We start from the raw sequence: 19,199 nt of genomic DNA on the forward strand, positions 1-19,199 counted from the left end.
TGGAACAAAAATCCAAAGTGATTTTTGTTCCAGGCTTTATTCGTTTTTATTTTTTCATCACGAAAACCTATTCTGCTGAGAATAAGTATGGATACACAGGTTGTCCACCTTCATGAAGTTCTGTTTCTAGTTCATCGTTTTCAGAAACTAAAATAGCGATTAGCTTTTCAGCTTCTTCAACCGAACCATCTTCGCCGACAATAATTGTCACGATTTCAGTGTCTTCATCGATCATGCGGTTCAACGTGTCTAATGATGCATTAAAACGATCTGCTTCAGAAACGACGATTTTACCATCAATCATTCCTAAGAAGTCATCTTTTTTAATTTCAACGTCATCAATGGTTGTGTCACGAACAGCTGTGGTTACTTGACCACTCACAACGCTGTCTAACATTTCCGTCATACTTGCTTTGTTTTCTTCTAATGATTGTTGATCATTGAAAGCTAACATTGCTGTCATTCCTTGAGAAATGGTTTTAGATGGAACAACCGCTACTGGTACATCGGCAACTTCTGCTGCTTGATCAGCTGCCATAAAGATGTTTTTGTTATTTGGTAAGATAATGACTTGCTCTGCATTCACTTCTTTGACTGCTTTTAAAATATCTTCCGTACTTGGGTTCATTGTTTGGCCACCACTAATAATGTAGCTTGCACCTAAACTTCGGAATAATTCTTGAACGCCTTCACCGGCTGCAATAGCAATCACAGCAAACGGTACGCGAACTTTTTCAGTCAACGCTTCTTGCTGAGCATCGCGTTCAACTAACGTTTCATGTTGTAAACGCATATTGTCTACTTTTATTTTTACTAACGAACCAAATTTTTGGCCGTAGTTCATCACTTCACCTGGATGCTCAGTGTGTACGTGAACTTTGATAATTTCGTCATCGTTAACGACTAATAGAGAATCGCCTAGTTCATTTAAGTAGTTTCTGAATGTTTCATAATCAAAAGCGCTGTCCACGGTTGGGCCTTCGCCGATACGAACCATAATTTCTGTACAATAGCCAAATTTAATGTCTTCTGTCGCAACGTGACCACTAACACCACGGTGATGTTCAGCATTAACCATTTCGTCCATTTCGGCAGGACTTGGTTCATAGGTTTCAGTTGGTAAAAATTCACCACTAAGCGCTTCTAAAAATCCTTCATAGATAAATAGTAGTCCTTGACCCCCACTATCTACAACGCCGACTTCTTTTAGGACAGGTAATAAATCAGGTGTTTTCGCTAAGGCACGTTTAGCACCTGCTACAACAGCTGTCATAACTTCGATACAGTCATCTGTTTCTTTCGCTTTACGTTCACCAGAACGCGCCGCTTCACGAGAAACAGTTAAGATTGTTCCTTCAACGGGTTTCATCACTGCTTTATACGCTGTTTCTACACCATGTGTAAATGCAGCGGCCAAGTCTTTGGCATTTAATGTTGTAACCTCAGGAATTTGTTTTGAGAAGCCGCGGAATAATTGAGATAAAATAACCCCAGAGTTTCCACGAGCACCCATTAATAACCCTTTGGATAACGCACCTGCTAATTCTCCTACTTTTTCAGAGCGAGAATCGGCCACAGCCTTTGCACCACTGGTCATTGATAAGTTCATATTTGTTCCTGTATCACCATCGGGTACAGGGAAAACGTTTAATGAGTTGACATATTCTGCATTTGTGTGCAGACGAGTCGCACCTGCCTGGACCATTTCCTGGAACTGACCTGCGCTGATTTCTGTTACATTCACCTAAAAAATCCTCCTTCAGATTTACCGCTAACGGCAACACACGACTTTCTTGTGCAATTGCATCGTTGACAGTACACTACCTCTAATCCGGTAATACACGAACTCCTTGAACAAAAACGTTAACTGAATTCGCAGTGACACCTAATAATGTTTCAAGATTATATTTTACTTTTTCTTGGACGTTACGAGAAACTTCAGAAATTTTTGTACCATAACTAACAATCGTGTAGACATCCACTGCGATTCCGTTGTCTTCTTGACGAACAACGACACCACGTGAGTAATTCTCACGACGTAAAATATCGTTTAAGTTATCTTTAATTTGATTTTTGCTTGCCATTCCGACAATTCCGTAAATATCTGTCGCAGCTCCGCCAACTACTGTAGCGATCACATCATTGGTAATCTCAATGGTACCTGCGGGTGTTTGAATTTTTACAGCCATTGATGAAAGCCTCCTTATAAGAGCACATTCGCCCTATTTTCTTCCATAACATTTTATCATATCCAGCCTTTAATTAAAAGGAAGTTCGTCAGATATTATAGACCCTTCCTCATAATTACCAACATTTGTACAATTTACAACGTTTGTCGTGCATTGTCAATGCAGAAAAAGACAAGATTCGACTTGGTTCATTGAATCTTGTCTGCTGATTTTAGAGGTTTTTCATGGCTCTCACTGAGACTAAACATCTTTCTCCATTACTCATTTCGACAATCCGTTCGCTTTTTATAACTTTACTTATATGCTTGCGGTTGATTAAATATGATTTGTGACAACGATAAAAGTCATTAGACTGTTCTTCAATCTCCTTTAAGGAACCATAAAATTCAATTTCTCCGTTTTCAAGATGTAAAACAATTTTATGCGATACGGAAGAAGATTCAAAAAAAATGATTGTTGTCATATCTACAGACCGAATGGTATCGCCGTCCTTAAATTTAAATAATTTTTTTGTATCTCCACGTTCACTAGTTATACGTTCATGAGCCAATTGAATATTTTCACAGATTTTCTGCTGTAGATGTTCTTTGTTGTCTTTAATGATATAGTCCAGCGCTTCCACTTTATACGTAAACGTCAGATAGGACAGTTCCCCATGTGTTGTGACAAAAACGATTTTACCTAAATTATCGTAGTCTCTGATTTTAGCTGCTAAGGTTAATCCTGACATTTCATGTTGTAAATCAACATCTAGAAAATATAACCCAATTATTCTAGACTGACTTTTGACAAATTCAAGTACTTCTAACGGATTTCCTGTTGAAAAAACCAGTTCCATATCAAGACTTTCCATCATTATGTAATTTTTAACATAGGTTTCCAACATTTGTCGTTGTCGCCAATCATCTTCGCAAATAATAATAGAAATCACCTTATTCGCACCTCCTATTGTTTTCAATCGTCAATTTTTGAGTAAACCATCCATCACTAATGGAGGTAGCTAGTTGAACATTATTTAGGGATTGAAGCAATTCTTGAACATTACTCAATCCCATTCCTCTATCAGTGCCTTTTAATGAAAAACCGCGTTGCTTAAGTAGATGGAATTTTGGTAAATTTTTCCTACATGAATTTTGGATAATAATATGTACAGCAGAGGCATCTTTATATACAGCGATTACAAGCTTACCCTCACCTAAAAATTCGATTTCTTCTATAGAGTTATCTAAAAAAATACCTAGTATTCTAACCAAAGAAATTGAATCAATGGCTAATTCTTCAATTGGTTCAGTCACTTCTAACTGTACATCCATTCCTTTTTCTTGCGTTGAAATCAACTTAGACACAAGGAGACTTTTAACTTCTCTTACTCGAATGTTTCCAATCGCTTCTAACTTGAACCCATTTTGATCAATGCATTTTGATGCTTTCTTTATTTTACTGAAATAATAGTCATTAAGACTCTCGTAATCTCCACTTACAATAAAATCTTCTAATGAATTTAGGATATTTTTATAATCATGCCGAAACTTCCGAATCTCCTTGAATTGTTTCTCCATTGCCTCCATATATCTCTGATTTTCTAAATATTCTGTTTCCTTCTGTTGAATATCATATTTATTTTTGAGCGAACTAAGATACACAATAAAAGAAATTAATGAAACGACTAAATAGAGCGTGAGAAAGATTGAATTTACTACAATTATTTCCTTGTTATTCCCCAAATATTTTCCTAAAACCAGGCTGGTATAGTAGATAATCATTGTGCCGATTCCTATCAAATTAAAAAGCAGAAGACATTCATTGATAATAGAAAACTTTTTTTCTAGTTTTTTTATCCCCTTTATCATTAATATCGTCAGAATTACTGATAGTGCTAGCCGAAATGTACTATGTAAAAACATAGTTAAATTACTTGAAAAAATTAGTTCTGTGCCAAATATTTTTTCCTTTATAAAGGATACAAACTGACCACTTATAGCTGAAATAATGACGATATAAGAATTTATACCTAAAACTTTAATAAGGCTTTTAGAGATAAAAAAATAACCTAAAATTATTATACTCAAATAAATCCAAGCAAATCCATACATTCCTATAGCAGAAATTATTTTGCCATTCAAAATTGCGATAACCATCAATCCGAAAATACTATGTAAAGTAATTTTTTTATTAAGCTTTACTACTTTTGACTTTAGATAATTAAAGAACACTTGAACCACTGCCGTGATATTACTTAGAATAAAAACAAACCTCGCCAAATTAAAACCTCCTTATATTTCAGTTAATAAAAAAAGTATATACTCTAATAAAAGACAATTCAAGCTTTCTTTATAAGTGAAACTGAGAAAAAGTAGATTTCGGTGCCCGACTATTACGCTATAAACAAAAATTGTACACTCGCTATACTGAGTGTACAATTTCAATTACTTTTTTATTTATCAAAATAAATGTTTTATACATGAGAGTTGCGACAAGATTTTTTATACTCATCTAACATAATATTTCCCAGATTTAAACGCTTTTTTGAAAACATTTATAAGTTTATCTCCACTATAAATAAATACGCCCCCTTGATAAACACTTTTGCCTAGAAACGCTAAAATCATAGTAAAGACCAGATTAATTCCCATCGCTACTGCAAAAGCATTTAACGATGCATCCCCCAGCATATAACGTGCGTACATGACTATCGGTGATAGATACGGTATATAAGATGAAATGATAGTCGCTTGGTTACTTCCTAATCCAGCTGCAAGAATCATTACCATAAACATCGCAATAAATAAAGGAATAATCAAAATATACATCAACTGTTGAACTTCCTGAACAGAGGAAACAACAGAACCTAAAATAGCAGCCGTAACAGAATATAGCAAATAACCTAAAACGAAACATATGATAGCTAAGATGATTGCTTGACTATTTTTGCCTTCACTCAAAAAGTCAAATACTCCTGTACTATCTCCAAAAATTCCATAAGATGCATACGCAGCCCCAAAAATTGCTGCTGCTTGCGTTACCCCAACTAGCCCAATGCCAACAATTTTACCAATTAAATGCTGAACTGGTGTAATTGTTGTGAGTAAAATTTCCATAACTCTTGAACTCTTTTCCACCGCAATGTCTTGGGCAACCATTGTAGAAAAGAGCATAACTGCAATGTAGAGAATAAAACCAACAATATAAACTAGTATTAATGTTTGAACCGAATTATCTTGATTTCCAGCTAAAGATTCTAAGGATAAACGTGTGCTTTCATTCAAAAACTGTTGTTGCGCCGCATCAATATTTAATTGATTTAATTTAATCGATTGATTTACAGTGGTTACAAGACTTTGTAATTGTTCAGACACATTATATTGGAGAGCTCCTTCGTAATAAATTTTTCCTTCGTATAGACCAGCGCTACTCTTTTCAATTTTCAAAATGGTTTTACTCGCTCTATCTTTCAGCTCTTTCTCAGCATCTGATAACTTTTGACCGCCGTCAACAAAGTTCAGATTGGTACCTTTACCAACTTCTTTCAGCATAGTAACAGTCTCTTGATTATTTGAAACAACAAGGATGGTTTCTTTACTTGGTTCCTCTTTTTTTAGAATCCCTTCATAATTCATTCCCAAAAATGTCCCTACTATCAAAACCAACAGTATAATAACAAACACTTTTGACACGACTTTTTGTTTGTATGTTTCTAAAGCAATCGTCACTATATTTTTCACTTTACTCACCCACTCTTTCTAGAAAAATATCATTTAACGAAATTGGCTCAATTCTGAATTGCTGAATATTTTCTGATTGAAAAATAAATTTTTGAATTTTCTTCGCAGTACATTCATCTTTTACATAAAAAGAAATAACATCATTTTCTTCTTTATACGATTCTATTTCAAAATCTTGTTTTAATATTTCTCTGTCAAAATCAGCCTGAACAATCACTTTTCTTTTATCCGTTTCATCTTTGATTTCTTTTAAATTTCCTTCTAAAAGAACCTCACCCTTTTTCATCATACAAATGTTTTCACAGATTTCTTCTACGTTTGCCATTTGATGAGAGCTGAAAATTATCGTAGCACTATTTTCCTTCAAAAAAAGAATTGCTTCTTTTAGTTGATTCGCATTAATCGGGTCTAGCCCAGAGAATGGTTCATCCAAAATGACAAGCTTGGGTCCATGAATGATCGACGCAATAAATTGAATCTTTTGTTGATTCCCTTTTGACAATTCACTAATTTTTCGATCTACGTTCTTTTGTATCTTAAAAAAATCCAGCCAAAAGAGGATACTTTTTTCAATTTCTTTCTTTTTCATTTTACGGAGCTTCCCAAAGAAAGTTAATTGTTGTCTCACCGTTCTTTTCGGATATAGTCCACGCTCTTCTGGAAGATAACCGACCTCTTTAGCATCAAAGCGATCAACTTTACGTCCCTGCCATGTTATTTCCCCTTCATCAGGAGAGTAGATGCCTAAAATATGGCGGAAAATAGTAGTTTTACCTGCACCGTTTGCGCCTAAGAAGCCGTAAATTTCGCCTTCTGGAATAGTCAAATTGATTCCTTTAATAATTTCCTGCTCATTCATTTTCTTTTTCAACTTTTTAATTTCTAAGCTCATATTTTCCTCCTTTTTCATTTATCTAAGTACTTTAATTATATTAATCAAACACGGAACACTACATTTTTTTCTTGAACTCTTAAATTTTCATCTTTATCGTCTTACGTTTGTGCATGGATTTCTTAAGTATTTAAAATCAGACAATGAAAAACTATCACCTGACAAGCTACTTTTGTTGTTAGTCACTAAAAATCTTCTTGCAAATCAGTGCCTAATATGATAAATTAAGTTAGTATGAGCTGAATATTATCGCTCCAAGATCAAGGCAAAGGAGGAAACTTAAAATGGCAAAAGTATGTTACTTCACTGGTCGTAAGACTTCAAGTGGTAATAACCGTTCACATGCGATGAACTCAACAAAACGCACTGTGAAACCTAACTTACAAAAAGTTCGCGTATTAATCGATGGTAAACCTAAAAAAGTTTGGGTGTCAACTCGTGCTTTGAAATCTGGTAAAATCGAACGTGTTTAATAAACTTAAATAAGCAAAGCTGGACGTTCGTTGTTCGGCTTTTTTTATTGCATAAAAAAAGAGGTTGGACCTTCATCGCATTGATGAAGGTCCAACCTCTTTTTACTTGTCTTTACTTTGAATAACCGCAATCATCCCTGCATCGAAGGAAAAAGCAGCGGCTTCTTCGATAAATTCATTACTTGCATACGATGTTGGGTAAGGAACATCTTGATTGGTTAATAAATATTTACTGCGTCGTAGCGTCAAGTTTTCTACAGGCGTCAAACAGCAGTAGGCCAGATATTCTTTATCTGGCTCTTTTGGTACGATATACGAACCAGGGGCGTAATACTGGATGCTATTTTGACGATCGCATAGACGGATTTGACGAAGTACGCCTTGAAATCGTGGTTCAAAGGGTAACCAAAGATTGGCTAACAGGTGGTCAATTCTGCCCCCTGTCGCACCGATAATCGTCATCTCTGCTTGTGGAAATCGTTGTAAAGCTTCTTGAAGCGCTAATTGTGTGTCTGTATCATCTTTTTCAGCAGGTGCTTGAATGAGTGTTTCGGCAGTTTCTTGGACAAAATGGTATTCTTCTCGTGATAATGAATCAAAATCGCCCACCGCTAATTGTAACGGTAAATCGGCCTCTAATAAATGGAGACAGCCGCGATCAATACCTACGAAATAATCATACGTAGCTGGTTCAATGGTTGGCCAATCACTTGGATTGCCCCCAGCTACCAGTAAGACACGACTCATTTGTCTAGCACTGCTCTCAGTGCATCGATTCGTTCTTGAGGATTTTCAGCATTATAAATGTAGGAGCCTGCAACGAACACTTCCGCACCAGCTTCTTTGCAACGTGCGGCAGTTTCAGGAACAATCCCGCCATCGACTTCAATTTCATAGGTGTATCCTTTTGTTTCTTTCCATTCTTTTAATTGAGCAATTTTTTCTAGTGAGTTTTCAATAAATGATTGTCCGCCAAAGCCTGGATTGACAGTCATTACCAAGACTTGATCTGCCAAATCTAATACATTTTCGATCATCGAAAGTGGTGTCCCAGGATTGATGGTTACGCCAGCTTTCACACCCGCATTTTTAATCATTTGTAAGGCACGATGAATATGGGGTGTTGCTTCTTGATGGACAGTAATAATATCCGCACCGGCTTCCGCAAAGGCATTGATATAATTTTCAGGTTGTACAATCATCAAATGAACATCCAATGGTAGTTTTGTCACTGGACGAATCGCTGAAACGATATTCGGTCCTAAGGTAATGTTGGGCACAAATTGACCGTCCATGACATCAACATGAATATAATCTGCTCCTAATTCTTCTACTAAACGGATATCTCTTTCTAAATTGGCAAAATCGGCACTTAAAATGGATGGTGCTAGTTTCATTTGGCTCGCTCCCTTTATATTTGCTATGATTTTTTCTTATAAACAGGTCGTCGATTCTCGATTTCCATTAAAAACTGTAAATAATTTTCGTAACGACTCGTCGCAATGGTTCCCGCTTCCACTTGACGTTTCACTTCACAACCAGGTTCTTTGTGGTGCATACATTCACGAAACTTACAGTGAGAGGCCGCGGCAACAAATTCAGGAAATTGCTTTGGTAATTCCACTGCTTCCATCTCCAAGAAATCGATGGCACTAAATCCTGGTGTATCAGCAACCAAACCGTCGTATAACGGAATCAATTCCACGTGACGGGTCGTATGTTTGCCCCGTCCTAAAGATTGGGAAATTTCCGCAGTTGCTAATTGTAATTCTGGTGAAATTTGATTCAACAATGTTGATTTTCCAGCGCCTGATTGTCCCATAAAAACAGTCAACCGTTCTGGGAAAAAGCGTTCTAATTCTTTGGTGGCTTCTACGTCTTCCGAAGCGATCACCGCATAACCTAACGCTTCATAAATCTGTTTAATTTCAGTGACTTGTTGACGTTGCGGCTCATCTAATAGATCAACTTTCGTTAAATAAATAACTGGTTCTATATCCTTATACTCTAAGCTGACTAAGAAACGATCCAACAAATTAAACGAAAAATTTGGCGAAACCATACTCATGACAACCACACCTAGATCCACATTTGCAACAGGCGGGCGCACTAATTCATTTCGTCTTGGTAAAATTTCCAACACATAACCATCTGTTAAATTATCGCTTTCAAAAAGCACTTCATCTCCCACGAGTGGCGTAATTTTTCGATTACGAAAATTCCCTCGCGCTCTTGTTTGATATGTTTCTCCATCTGCGTATACATAATAAAAACCGCTTAACGCTTTTCTGATTTGACCTTTCAGATAAACCACTCCTAACTACTTTCGAATATACAGGATAGTGGCAGAGAAATCAAGGGAGCCTCTCGATTCTATTAATTAAAAAGAGCCTAGGACATAAGTCGAAATGACTTACCTTCCTAGACTTAAACCTTAAGATAAACGGCGGAACAGGAACAGCTTCTTCTTATTGCTGAGAAACACTATTCGAAAAGCAAATAGATGTTAAACAGTACCTACTTGGTTCTTGAAGCTAAACACTCCTGTCCCAACCTCTTGTCTTAATTACTCGTACTACTTTCACTAGTGGTGCTTTTTGAATCATTTGCTTTTGAATAATAAACCGTAACAGAGTCGCCTTTTTTGACTTTGCTGCCAGCGGATGGGCTAGTTCGTTCAACGACTTGGCCATCGCCAGAGCCAGATAATCCTTGTTCATTGATTTTAAGACCAGCGTTATTGATGCTGTCTTCTGCAGCTTTTGGCGAATAACCTGAAATATCAGGAACAGTTACTGAGTCACTGCCTTTGCTGACATGTAAAGTAATCGTGTCATTTTTCGGATCAACAGCGGTACCAGAAGCTGGTTCTTGACTAATCACGGTATCTTTTTCAACTTTGTCGCTTTCTTCGTCCACTCGTTTAATTTGAGATTCTGGGATACCTAAAGCAATTAAGCGACTTACCGCATTATCGTAAGAAATTCCGCTATAATCAGAAAGTGTCACTTTGTCGCTACCTTTACTTACATATAACGTCACTTGACCATTTTTAGGTGTCACGGTGCCCCCTGGTGCGGGGTCTTGCGTAATGACTAAACCTGGTTCTACCGTATCGCTTGCTTGGTCGACACGCGTAATTTGAGATTCAGAAATGCCTAACTGTGCCAGTGCATTTACTGCATTTGTGTAAGAATAACCGGCGTAACTAGGCAAAGTAACCGCTTCTGGTCCTTCACTGACCGTTAAAGTGACTTTGTCTTTTTTCGGATCAACTTTTTTACCTGCAGCTGGTTTTTGTTTAATAATGCTATCCGTAGACACAGAATCACTGTATTCTTTTTTCGTTGTAATTTGGTCTTCTGAAAACCCTAGTTTTTTCAAGGCTTCGACAGCAGATTCATACGATTCGTTTGTATAATCGGCCATCTCAATTTTTTCTGTTCCAGAGCTGATGTACAAAGTAACAGATCGGCCTTTTTTCACAGATGATTTTGCTTCGGGGTCTGTTTTGACCACCTTGCCTTCTTCAATCTTATCATCGGGAATTTTTTTGGTTTCACTATCGACTTTCAGCCCGGCACTTTGTAGCGCTTGTGAAGCGTCCGCTTTCGTTTCATTTGTAACATCAGGAACTTCAACGTCTTTACCACCCGACATTGCAAAGGCTAAGCCACCTATTGCTAAAGCAATTAATGCCGCAATTGCTAAGCCAATCCACAATTTTTTACGGTTTTTCTTCGGTGGTTGTTCAGCTAAAATGTCATCTGCGATATCTTCTGGGACTTCGACAGGCGTTGTCTCTTCCGGTTCAGCGATGTCTTCGGGAATCGGAGTTAATACTTTCGTTTCTCCTAATAAAGCCGTTGGTTCCCACGCAGGTTCGTTTAAACGACTGGCTGACAAGGACGTGTATAAGTCTTCTGCCATCTCATTCGCTGTTTTGTAGCGATCGCTTGGGTCTTTTGCTGTTGCATGACGAACCACATTTTCCAATGATTGAGGAATCCCTGGATCAAACATTTTGACAGAGGGAATTTCTTCTTGAAAATGTTTTAAGGCAATCGTTACGGCTGATTCACCATCAAAAGGTACATTCCCTGTTAGCATTTCATAGAGAATAATTCCCACAGCGTAAATATCTGATTGGTTGGTCGCCATGCTTCCGCGCGCTTGTTCTGGCGATAAGTAATGCACCGAACCTAACATTGTGTTCGTTTGCGTAATTGACGTTTCTGACAAGGCAATCGCAATCCCAAAGTCAGTAATTTTGACTGTGCCGTGTTCGTCAATCAGAATGTTTTGCGGTTTTAAATCCCGGTGAATAATTCTATGTTCATGTGCCATTGCGACAGCAGATAAAATTTGTTGCGTAATGTCCACAACTGTGGAATAAGGAATTGGGAAATGCGTTTGGATGTAACGTTTTAAGTCCATTCCTTTCACATATTCCATGACTAAATATTGTAGTCCATCTTCTTCGCCTACATCGTACACACTGACGATATTCGGGTGAACCAGCTCAGTTGCGGCTAGTGCTTCACGCTGAAAACGTCGGATGGCGGCTTGATCGTTTTGGAAGTCAAAGCGCAAGACTTTTACTGCAACGTCTCGGTCTAAAATTAAATCGTGTGCTAAATAGACGTTGGCCATGCCGCCGCTTCCGATGCTGCCAATAATGTGATATCGACCATTCAGCTTCTTGCCGATTTCTATCATTGGTTTTCCTCCTTCTGTTCGTCAAAGTGTATCACTAACACGGTAATGTTATCTAAACCACCCGCTTCATTTGCTTGGGCAACGAGTTGGCTTAATTTGGATTCTAAGGGATCTGACGTCTCTAAAATCTCTAAAATTTTTGTCTCAGGAACCATATTGGTTAAACCGTCCGAACATAACAGTAAATAGTCATTAGGCAGCCATTCATGATTGGTTACATCGACTTCGACAGTACCAGGCATTCCCAAAGAACGTGTTAGGACATTTTTTCGTGGATGATTTGCAGCCATCTCACGAGTAATCTCCCCTGATTTTACTAGTTCATTCACTAAAGAATGATCTTCTGTTAATTGTAACATGTGTTGGTCACGAACTAAATAAGCACGACTGTCCCCCACATTTGCTAAGACAAATGAATCCGGTAAAAGAATGGCACCAACCACGGTTGTCCCCATTCCTAAATACTCTGGTTTCGATTGTCCGCGTTCATAAATTTTTTCATTTTCCTTTTGAATTGCTTGAATTAACCACTGTGCAGATTTTTCAGCTGAGTCGACAGACGCATTGGACCAACTCTCACCTAAATTATTGACTGCCATTTGGCTAGCGACATCACCTGCTTGGTGACCACCCATGCCATCTGCTAAAACAGCAAAGGTTATGTGTTGTTGGTTCTCAAAAACGTTGGCATAATCTTGGTTCGTATTTCTTTTGCGACCGACATCTGATTGAACGTTGATTTCCAAATTATTTCACCTCATTTGAACTAACTTTCCGCATACAGCAAATAAAGAAGCCATCTGTCATGTATTGATGGGGATACAGAACCAGTTCTTGCTCTTTTACTACTGCTTGGACGTTTTCATTTGCAACAATTTCAATTTTTTCAAATTCAGGGTGTTTGGCTAAAAAGGCTGCCACCACTTCCTGATTTTCTTCTGGCGTAATAGTACAAGTGCTATAGACCATTATACCCCATTGTTTTAGTGTTGGGGCAACACTTTCTAAGATTTCTAACTGAATTTTAGGTAAATTTTGAAAATCATTAGCCGTTTTATGGTATTTAATGTCTGGTTTACGGCGCATTAGCCCTAAGCCTGAACATGGCGCATCAACTAAAATCCGATCAAAGGTTTCTGCGGGAAATTCTTCGGCCACTTGTCGCGCATCAAGCTTTTCTGCTTGGACGACATCCGCCACATGGAGGCGTTGCGCATTTTCATTAATTAGCTTAATTTTGTGCGCATGAATATCTAAAGAAGTCACACGACCACCTGCTTCAGCCTCTAAAAAAGTTGCGATATGAGTCGTTTTGCCGCCAGGAGCCGCACAAGCATCCAAGACACGATGATGCGGTTCAATTTGCATCGCTGGAGCCACGAGCATAGAGCTTTCATCTTGAATGGTTAAACAACCGTTAATAAACAGTTCACTACCAGCTAAGTAGCCTTTTTCAGCGACAACACCATAAGGGGAAAGTTGACTTTCCTTCGCGGCAATCCCTGTTTCTTGTAATTCTTCCAGCGCTTCTTCTCGTGAAATAAACCGTGTGTTTACTCGGCCACTCGCATGGCTTTTTTCAAATAATGATAAACCTAACTGCCGTGTTTCTTCTTCGCCTAATTGGGCAAGTAATTTTTCTGTTAACCAACGTGGCATGCTAATTTCCGTTGCTAAACGATCAACTGGATCGCTAATTGCGGCCAAACTAGGTGCTCCATTTCGTTGGAACGCCCGCAGCACGCCATTCACGAATTTACCAATCCCAGGATTGCCACGACGTTTGCCAATTTCAACCGCTTCATTAATGACTGCATGATCGGGCACTTTATCTAAATAAAGTAATTGATATAACGATAAAATCAATAAATTTTTCACCCAATTATCGACTTTTTGCGGTTTCTTAACAAATGGTGATAAGTAGTATTCCAACAATAATTTGCGACTAATTGTGCCGTAGACAAGTTCTGTAAACAAGCGGCCATCTTTCTCGCTTAGTTCTGATTTTGTCATCATTTCATTAAGTAAAAGATTGGAGTACGCCCCACCTTTATCCACACGTTCGATGGTTTCTAAAGCAACGTATCGAACAGAACGTTTTAATTTCTTGGGGATTTTTTCAGCCATTTTTGTTAGTCCACCTTATCTTTTTCTGCGACATTTTGACCAACGCCATTTAAAAATTCTTGAATCGTTAATTGACCTTTACCTGCTGGTTGCAGGCGATCAATTTGAAGGACTGTCCCTTCACCACAAGCAATCCACAGCGCTTTTTTACTACGTTGGATAATCGTTCCTGGGGCGCTGGTTGTTGTTTCAGTCAGTGGTGTCACTGCCCAAATTTTCCAGTTGGTCCCTTGGTAGGTTGTGAACGCTGTTGGCCAAGGACGCATACCACGCACTTGGTTATCAATTGCCTCAGCGGTTTTTTGCCAGTCAATTCGTTCTTGTTCTCGAGTAATATTTGGTGAAAAAGTAGCCTCTTCTTCCACTTGTGGAATAGGCGTGATTTCGCCAGCAATTAGCTTAGGTAACGTCTCTAATAAAAGTTCTTTTCCTAGAATGCTTAATTTTTCAAACATGGTGCCTACATCATCTTGTTTCGTAATCGGAATTGCACGTTGCGATAAAATCGCGCCAGCATCCATTTTTTTCACCATTTCCATAATCGTGACGCCTGTTTCTTTTTCTCCTTCAATAATCGAGTAATGTACAGGTGCGCCGCCACGATATTTTGGTAAAAGTGAGGCATGGACATTAATCGCACCTAGTTTGGGCGCTTTTAAGATTTTCTCTGGTAAAAATTGACCAAAGGCTGCTGTCACAATTAAATCTGGTGCTAAGTCAATCACTTTTTCCATTTCAGGAGAACCTGAAATTTTCTCTGGTTGTAAGACTAATAAGTTATGTTTTAAAGCTGCTTCTTTGACAGGCGTTGGGGTAATCACTTTTTTTCGGCCAACTGGTCGATCTGGTTGCGTGACAACCGCTTGAACGTCATAGCCTGCCTCGATTAAACTTTCTAAAATCGGAACAGAAAAGGCTGGTGTGCCCATAAATACAATTTTAGTCATCAAAATGTTCCTCCATATACGCTTCTAAATCTTCTGGTGCAATTTTCTCAATCATTTTATCGATAAATAACTCGCCATTCAAATGATCAATTTCGTGTTGAAAAGCTCGAGCTAAATAGCCGTAAGCCGTAACTTCCATTTCTTCACCTTCACGGTCAAAATAACGGACAGTCACTTCATCTGCTCGTTCAACGGTTCCATATGTTTCTGGAATACTTAAACAGCCTTCCACATCAATACTGGTTCCCTTTTTTTCAATAATCACTGGATTAATTAGTTCAAAACGACCAGATTCTTCATCGATTTCAATCACTGCCATTTGCAAATTTTTACCAATTTGCGGGGCTGCTAAGCCAATCCCATCATGGGCCAGCATTGTTTCATACATATCCTCTAGTAGCTGCACAATTTCATCGGTAATAATCGTCACAGGTTGAGCCTTCATTTTTAAGTGTTCGTTCGGGTGAATCACAACTGGATAGCGCATAAGTGCTCCTTTCAAAGCTGTATTTTTTAAATAAAATTCATGGGTTCTGCATCTATGGAAAGCTTTAAACCACGAGCCGTTGCTCGTTGTGTATCGGTTAAAATTTCTTTCAATAATGGTTGAAGCATTGGTTCTTGTTTATACTTGATAATCACTTGATAAAAGTATCGATTATTGACACGCATAATTGCGTTGGGCGTTGGTCCCAGCAAAATAGCTTGCGGCGATAAGCCTTGTTTTAATTTCGTCGCGATTTGAAACATTTGTTTCGCTGCTTCATTTTCTTCAGGATGGCTAGCCGTAATTTGGACCGTAAAATAGTACGGCGGATAATCCCCACGATGACGAATATACATTTCTTTTGTATAAAAATCTTCATAATCTTGGGCTTTTGCCAATTGTATCGCATAATGCTCGGGGTTAAAAGATTGAATGATGACTTCTCCCGGTTTTTCAGCACGACCAGCTCGGCCACTGACCTGTGTCAATAACTGGAAGGTCCGTTCACTGGAACGAAAATCGGGTAAATTCAAGGCGGTATCAGCATTTAAGACACCGACTAACGTCACATTTGGAAAGTCCAGTCCTTTGGCAATCATTTGTGTGCCTAATAAGATATCCGCTTGTCCTTCACCAAATGTTCGCAAAATCTTTTCATGCGCACCTTTGCGTCGGGTCGTATCAACATCCATTCGGAGAATACGACTGTCTGGTAACAACGTTTGTAATTCTTCTTCTACTTTTTGTGTGCCTGTTCCGTAGTAGCGAATTTTATCTTGGCCACAGTTAGGACAGCGATAAGGAATCCGTTCTTCATGTCCACAATAATGACATTTCATTGTTTTGCTATCCATATGCAAAGTTAAGGAAATATCACAATTCGGACACGGCAACACATAGCCACAATCGCGACACATCACAAATGACGAATAGCCACGGCGATTAAGTAGGAGAACACTTTGTTCGTTTTTCTCTAAGCGTTCTTGGAGTTTTTCTTGCAACGACATGGAAAAAGAAGAGACATTGCCATTTTCTACTTCTTGCCGCATATCCACTACATCAATCGTAGGCAAGGTTGCCGCTTGATTGGCACGCTGTGTTAATCGTAACCGCTGATAAACATTTTTTTGTGCGCGAGCGCGTGATTCCAAGGACGGCGTGGCACTGCCTAAAACAACAGGGCAATGATGGTACTCCGAACGCCAAATCGCTAAATCTCTCGCGTGGTAGCGGGGGGTTTCTTCTTGTTTATAACTTGCCTCGTGTTCTTCATCAATAATGATCACACCGATGTTTTCGATTGGCGCAAAAATGGCAGAACGCGCGCCAACCACCACTTCCGCTTCTCCTCGTTCAATCTTCCGCCACTCATCGTATTTTTCACCTTGCGATAAGCCACTGTGCATTACAGCAACATGTTCGCCAAAGCGACTTTTAAAGCGTTGCACCATTTGCGGAGTTAAAGAAATTTCAGGGACAAGCATAATGGCTGTTTTGCCTTGGTTAAGAACTTCTGCAATGACCTGTAGATAAACTTCTGTTTTCCCACTTCCTGTAATACCTTCCAATAAGTAGGTTTGGCTTTGCTGTTCTTGGACCGATTGTAAGATTGTTTCCACAGCCACCTGTTGTTCTGCATTCAAAGATAACGCAGTCGTTTTTTCAAACGTCTGATTAGCAAACGGATCACGATACGCTTCTTTTTCAATGAACGTTAACCAGCCGTTTTTGGCCGCTTCATTTAAAAGCGCGGTACTGAAACCTAATTCTTTCATTTCCTTCACAGCGGTGACTTTTTCAGTGCCCAAGCGTTGTAAATAGTAAAGAAGTTGCTCTTTCTTCTTAGCTCCCTTGCGTAACCCCAAACGAATTTCCTCTAGTTGTTCAAATTCCTTAGCGGCTTGAATGAAGCGGACCATTTTGACTTTATTTCTCGTCGTAACTTCGTAGCGAATATCGACTTTTTGCTGTTTACGCAACGCCATTAGTTGAGGCAAAAGCCCACGTTCTTGCGCTTGGTCCCACGAAATTTCCTCTAAACCATAAAATAACTGATCTTGTAATTCTTCAGAAAGCTCATCCGTTAAATAAATATATTTTTGGTAATCGGCACGCATTACGCTAGGCAACATGGTTTGCAAACAAGTGATTTTAAAAGCAAACGTTTTTTCCTTCATATAATCAGCTAAAGCCAACATTTCTGTATTTAAGACAGGTTTTAAATCCAACACCGCCACTAGTTCTTTCAACTGAACATTGGTTTCGTCAAGAACCGTTGCAGCCATTGGTTCAATGGCTAAAACAAACCCTTGAACATGCCGATTACCGTTACCAAAAGGCACTTCTACACGCATGCCGACAGCCAATTGCTCATTTAAATTTTCAGGAACTAAATAAGTGAATGGTTGATCGGTTTGCATCGTTGGTACATCCACAATAACTTTGGCTACTTTTTGCATGGTGCGTCCTCCTTTTTATGTAAATTCTCTTTGCCTATTGTACTAAAGATTGACTGATTTGTCTTGTGTGTCTCGCTGGCACCTTTCAGAATAAACGAAGAGAAAGCCTCTGAAATAGACAGACGGCTTTCTCCATTCGTTGACAATCATTCAATTAATTTTTTTCGTCACGTAAACGGTTTTCTAATTCTTTTTGTTCTTGTTCACGTTGGCGTTTGCGTTCTTCACGTTCAATGCGTAGACGTTCGCGTTTTTCTTCAGGATTTGGATCACTGATCACTGTTCCTGCTTCGATTTCTTCTAACGCACGACCCACACTTTTTACAGAATCAAAGGATTCAACGGTTGGTTGAACGCCTTCATCTAATTCATGCGCACGTTTGCTTGCTAAAATAACCAAAGAATATTTTGAAGGGACTTCTTTTAATAATGAGTCAATTGACGGTTTTAACATCATAAGGCTACATCTCCTCTAACATTTTAATATATTTTCCAATTACACGGTCAACACGGAAGTGCTCACTCGCGATAATGTCTTTAATTCGTTGCACGGCTAAAGGAACTTCATCATTCACTACCGCATAATCATACAGCGCCATCATTTCGATTTCTTCTCTGGCCACAGCCATTCGTTCTTCAATCACAGACATTTCGTCTGTTCCGCGGCCAATAATTCTTGATTTTAATTCCGCTAAATCGGGGGGTGTCAAAAAGATAAATACGCCATCAGGCACTTTGTCTTTGACTTGTTTAGCCCCTTGGACTTCGATTTCTAAAAAGACGTCTTTGCCTTCATCTAGCGTCTGGTTAACATACGTTAATGGTGTCCCATAATAGTTACCAACATATTCCGCATATTCCAACATTTCTCCAGCTTCAATCATCGCTTCAAATTCTTCTCTTGAACGGAAATAGTAATCTACTCCATCCACTTCGCCTTCTCGCTGTTTCCGAGTGGTCATTGAGATTGAATAGTGAAAATCATTTTCTTCACTGTCGAAAATAGCCTTTCTTACAGTCCCTTTCCCCACTCCTGAAGGACCTGACAATACGATTAATAACCCGCGCTCTGACATAACGACTTCCTTTCAAAACATAATTTCACAGTATTAGTTCTATTTTGCACTTTTTTTCTGCAATTTTCAAGACTTTCTTGGAGATTCACTGAAAAAATAACATTTCTT

18 protein-coding genes are annotated in these 19,199 nt (G+C 38.7%); 1 reads left to right on the forward strand and 17 read right to left on the reverse strand.

Annotated features, from left to right (window positions below; translation table 11 throughout):
• Positions 1-67: 67 nt before the first annotated feature.
• The 6 genes from IGJ46_RS11825 to IGJ46_RS11850 form a co-directional block, all read right to left on the reverse strand.
• The gene (locus tag IGJ46_RS11825; RefSeq protein WP_002354936.1) at positions 68-1,744 is read right to left on the reverse strand and encodes a DAK2 domain-containing protein; all 1,677 of its coding nucleotides are present in this window, start codon (positions 1,742-1,744) and stop codon (positions 68-70) included.
• A gap of 82 nt (positions 1,745-1,826) precedes the next feature.
• A complete protein-coding gene (locus IGJ46_RS11830) occupies positions 1,827-2,189 on the reverse strand; it encodes an Asp23/Gls24 family envelope stress response protein (protein WP_002354933.1) in 363 nt (120 codons plus the stop codon).
• A gap of 211 nt (positions 2,190-2,400) precedes the next feature.
• Positions 2,401-3,120 carry a LytR/AlgR family response regulator transcription factor gene (locus tag IGJ46_RS11835; protein ID WP_002388606.1) on the reverse strand — a complete coding sequence of 240 codons (720 nt, stop codon included), beginning with the start codon at positions 3,118-3,120 and terminating at the stop codon, positions 2,401-2,403.
• Position 3,121: 1 nt separating this feature from the next.
• The gene (locus IGJ46_RS11840) at positions 3,122-4,450 is read right to left on the reverse strand and encodes a sensor histidine kinase (protein WP_002403257.1); all 1,329 of its coding nucleotides are present in this window, start codon (positions 4,448-4,450) and stop codon (positions 3,122-3,124) included.
• A 228-nt stretch (positions 4,451-4,678) separates the two neighbouring features.
• The gene (locus IGJ46_RS11845; protein WP_002370093.1) at positions 4,679-5,920 is read right to left on the reverse strand and encodes an ABC transporter permease; all 1,242 of its coding nucleotides are present in this window, start codon (positions 5,918-5,920) and stop codon (positions 4,679-4,681) included.
• Positions 5,913-6,803 carry an ABC transporter ATP-binding protein gene (locus tag IGJ46_RS11850; protein ID WP_002370094.1) on the reverse strand — a complete coding sequence of 297 codons (891 nt, stop codon included), beginning with the start codon at positions 6,801-6,803 and terminating at the stop codon, positions 5,913-5,915. The genes IGJ46_RS11845 and IGJ46_RS11850 overlap by 8 nt, the downstream gene beginning before the upstream one ends.
• Before the next feature lie 284 nt (positions 6,804-7,087).
• On the opposite strand from IGJ46_RS11850, the gene rpmB reads away from it, so the two are divergent.
• Positions 7,088-7,276: a 50S ribosomal protein L28 gene (gene rpmB / locus IGJ46_RS11855; protein WP_002354928.1), complete on the forward strand. Its 189-nt coding sequence runs from the start codon at positions 7,088-7,090 to the stop codon at positions 7,274-7,276.
• Between the two features lie 102 nt (positions 7,277-7,378).
• On the opposite strand, the gene IGJ46_RS11860 is transcribed toward rpmB, so the two are convergent.
• The 11 genes from IGJ46_RS11860 to gmk form a co-directional block, all read right to left on the reverse strand.
• Positions 7,379-8,023: a thiamine diphosphokinase gene (locus IGJ46_RS11860; protein WP_002361010.1), complete on the reverse strand. Its 645-nt coding sequence runs from the start codon at positions 8,021-8,023 to the stop codon at positions 7,379-7,381.
• Positions 8,020-8,673, reverse strand: coding sequence for a ribulose-phosphate 3-epimerase (rpe, locus tag IGJ46_RS11865; RefSeq protein ID WP_002354925.1), 654 nt, complete (start codon positions 8,671-8,673; stop codon positions 8,020-8,022). The genes IGJ46_RS11860 and rpe overlap by 4 nt, the downstream gene beginning before the upstream one ends.
• 23 nt (positions 8,674-8,696) lie before the next feature.
• Positions 8,697-9,590, reverse strand: coding sequence for a ribosome small subunit-dependent GTPase A (rsgA, locus tag IGJ46_RS11870; RefSeq protein ID WP_002378814.1), 894 nt, complete (start codon positions 9,588-9,590; stop codon positions 8,697-8,699).
• Positions 9,591-9,838: 248 nt separating this feature from the next.
• Positions 9,839-11,995 carry a serine/threonine protein kinase IreK gene (ireK, locus tag IGJ46_RS11875; protein ID WP_033597585.1) on the reverse strand — a complete coding sequence of 719 codons (2,157 nt, stop codon included), beginning with the start codon at positions 11,993-11,995 and terminating at the stop codon, positions 9,839-9,841.
• Positions 11,992-12,741 (reverse strand): Stp1/IreP family PP2C-type Ser/Thr phosphatase, encoded by a 750-nt coding sequence (locus IGJ46_RS11880; RefSeq protein ID WP_002354922.1) that lies wholly within the window; start codon positions 12,739-12,741, stop codon positions 11,992-11,994. Before IGJ46_RS11880 ends, ireK begins: the two co-directional genes overlap by 4 nt.
• Before the next feature lies 1 nt (position 12,742).
• Positions 12,743-14,122, reverse strand: coding sequence for a 16S rRNA (cytosine(967)-C(5))-methyltransferase RsmB (gene rsmB, locus IGJ46_RS11885; RefSeq protein ID WP_016626283.1), 1,380 nt, complete (start codon positions 14,120-14,122; stop codon positions 12,743-12,745).
• Between the two features lie 5 nt (positions 14,123-14,127).
• Positions 14,128-15,069 (reverse strand): methionyl-tRNA formyltransferase, encoded by a 942-nt coding sequence (fmt, locus tag IGJ46_RS11890; protein ID WP_002365369.1) that lies wholly within the window; start codon positions 15,067-15,069, stop codon positions 14,128-14,130.
• Positions 15,062-15,556, reverse strand: coding sequence for a peptide deformylase (gene def, locus IGJ46_RS11895; RefSeq protein ID WP_002371656.1), 495 nt, complete (start codon positions 15,554-15,556; stop codon positions 15,062-15,064). The genes fmt and def overlap by 8 nt, the downstream gene beginning before the upstream one ends.
• Positions 15,557-15,582: 26 nt before the next feature.
• A complete protein-coding gene (gene priA, locus IGJ46_RS11900; RefSeq protein WP_002365371.1) occupies positions 15,583-18,015 on the reverse strand; it encodes a primosomal protein N' in 2,433 nt (810 codons plus the stop codon).
• 154 nt (positions 18,016-18,169) lie between these two features.
• Complete coding sequence (gene rpoZ, locus IGJ46_RS11905; RefSeq protein ID WP_002354916.1) at positions 18,170-18,472, reverse strand: DNA-directed RNA polymerase subunit omega; 303 nt, start codon at positions 18,470-18,472, stop codon at positions 18,170-18,172.
• Positions 18,473-18,476: 4 nt separating this feature from the next.
• Positions 18,477-19,091 carry a guanylate kinase gene (gmk, locus tag IGJ46_RS11910; protein ID WP_218391303.1) on the reverse strand — a complete coding sequence of 205 codons (615 nt, stop codon included), beginning with the start codon at positions 19,089-19,091 and terminating at the stop codon, positions 18,477-18,479.
• Between the last annotated feature and the right edge of the window lie 108 nt (positions 19,092-19,199).

This window comes from Enterococcus sp. AZ120, assembly GCF_050546165.1.
Classification (GTDB): Bacteria; Bacillota; Bacilli; order Lactobacillales; family Enterococcaceae; genus Enterococcus; species Enterococcus faecalis.

Bases quoted from the DNA above. Each gene is read 5' to 3' on its own strand.
- IGJ46_RS11830 (WP_002354933.1), bottom strand. From the start codon at position 2,189: ATGGCTGTAAAAATTCAAACACCCGCAGGTACCATTGAGATTACCAAT.
- IGJ46_RS11850 (WP_002370094.1), bottom strand. From the start codon at position 6,803: ATGAGCTTAGAAATTAAAAAGTTGAAAAAGAAAATGAATGAGCAGGAA.
- rpmB (WP_002354928.1), top strand. From the start codon at position 7,088: ATGGCAAAAGTATGTTACTTCACTGGTCGTAAGACTTCAAGTGGTAAT.
- IGJ46_RS11860 (WP_002361010.1), bottom strand. From the start codon at position 8,023: ATGAGTCGTGTCTTACTGGTAGCTGGGGGCAATCCAAGTGATTGGCCA.
- rpe (WP_002354925.1), bottom strand. From the start codon at position 8,673: ATGAAACTAGCACCATCCATTTTAAGTGCCGATTTTGCCAATTTAGAA.
- ireK (WP_033597585.1), bottom strand. From the start codon at position 11,995: ATGATAGAAATCGGCAAGAAGCTGAATGGTCGATATCACATTATTGGC.
- rsmB (WP_016626283.1), bottom strand. From the start codon at position 14,122: ATGGCTGAAAAAATCCCCAAGAAATTAAAACGTTCTGTTCGATACGTT.
- fmt (WP_002365369.1), bottom strand. From the start codon at position 15,069: ATGACTAAAATTGTATTTATGGGCACACCAGCCTTTTCTGTTCCGATT.
- def (WP_002371656.1), bottom strand. From the start codon at position 15,556: ATGCGCTATCCAGTTGTGATTCACCCGAACGAACACTTAAAAATGAAG.
- priA (WP_002365371.1), bottom strand. From the start codon at position 18,015: ATGCAAAAAGTAGCCAAAGTTATTGTGGATGTACCAACGATGCAAACC.
- rpoZ (WP_002354916.1), bottom strand. From the start codon at position 18,472: ATGATGTTAAAACCGTCAATTGACTCATTATTAAAAGAAGTCCCTTCA.
- gmk (WP_218391303.1), bottom strand. From the start codon at position 19,091: ATGTCAGAGCGCGGGTTATTAATCGTATTGTCAGGTCCTTCAGGAGTG.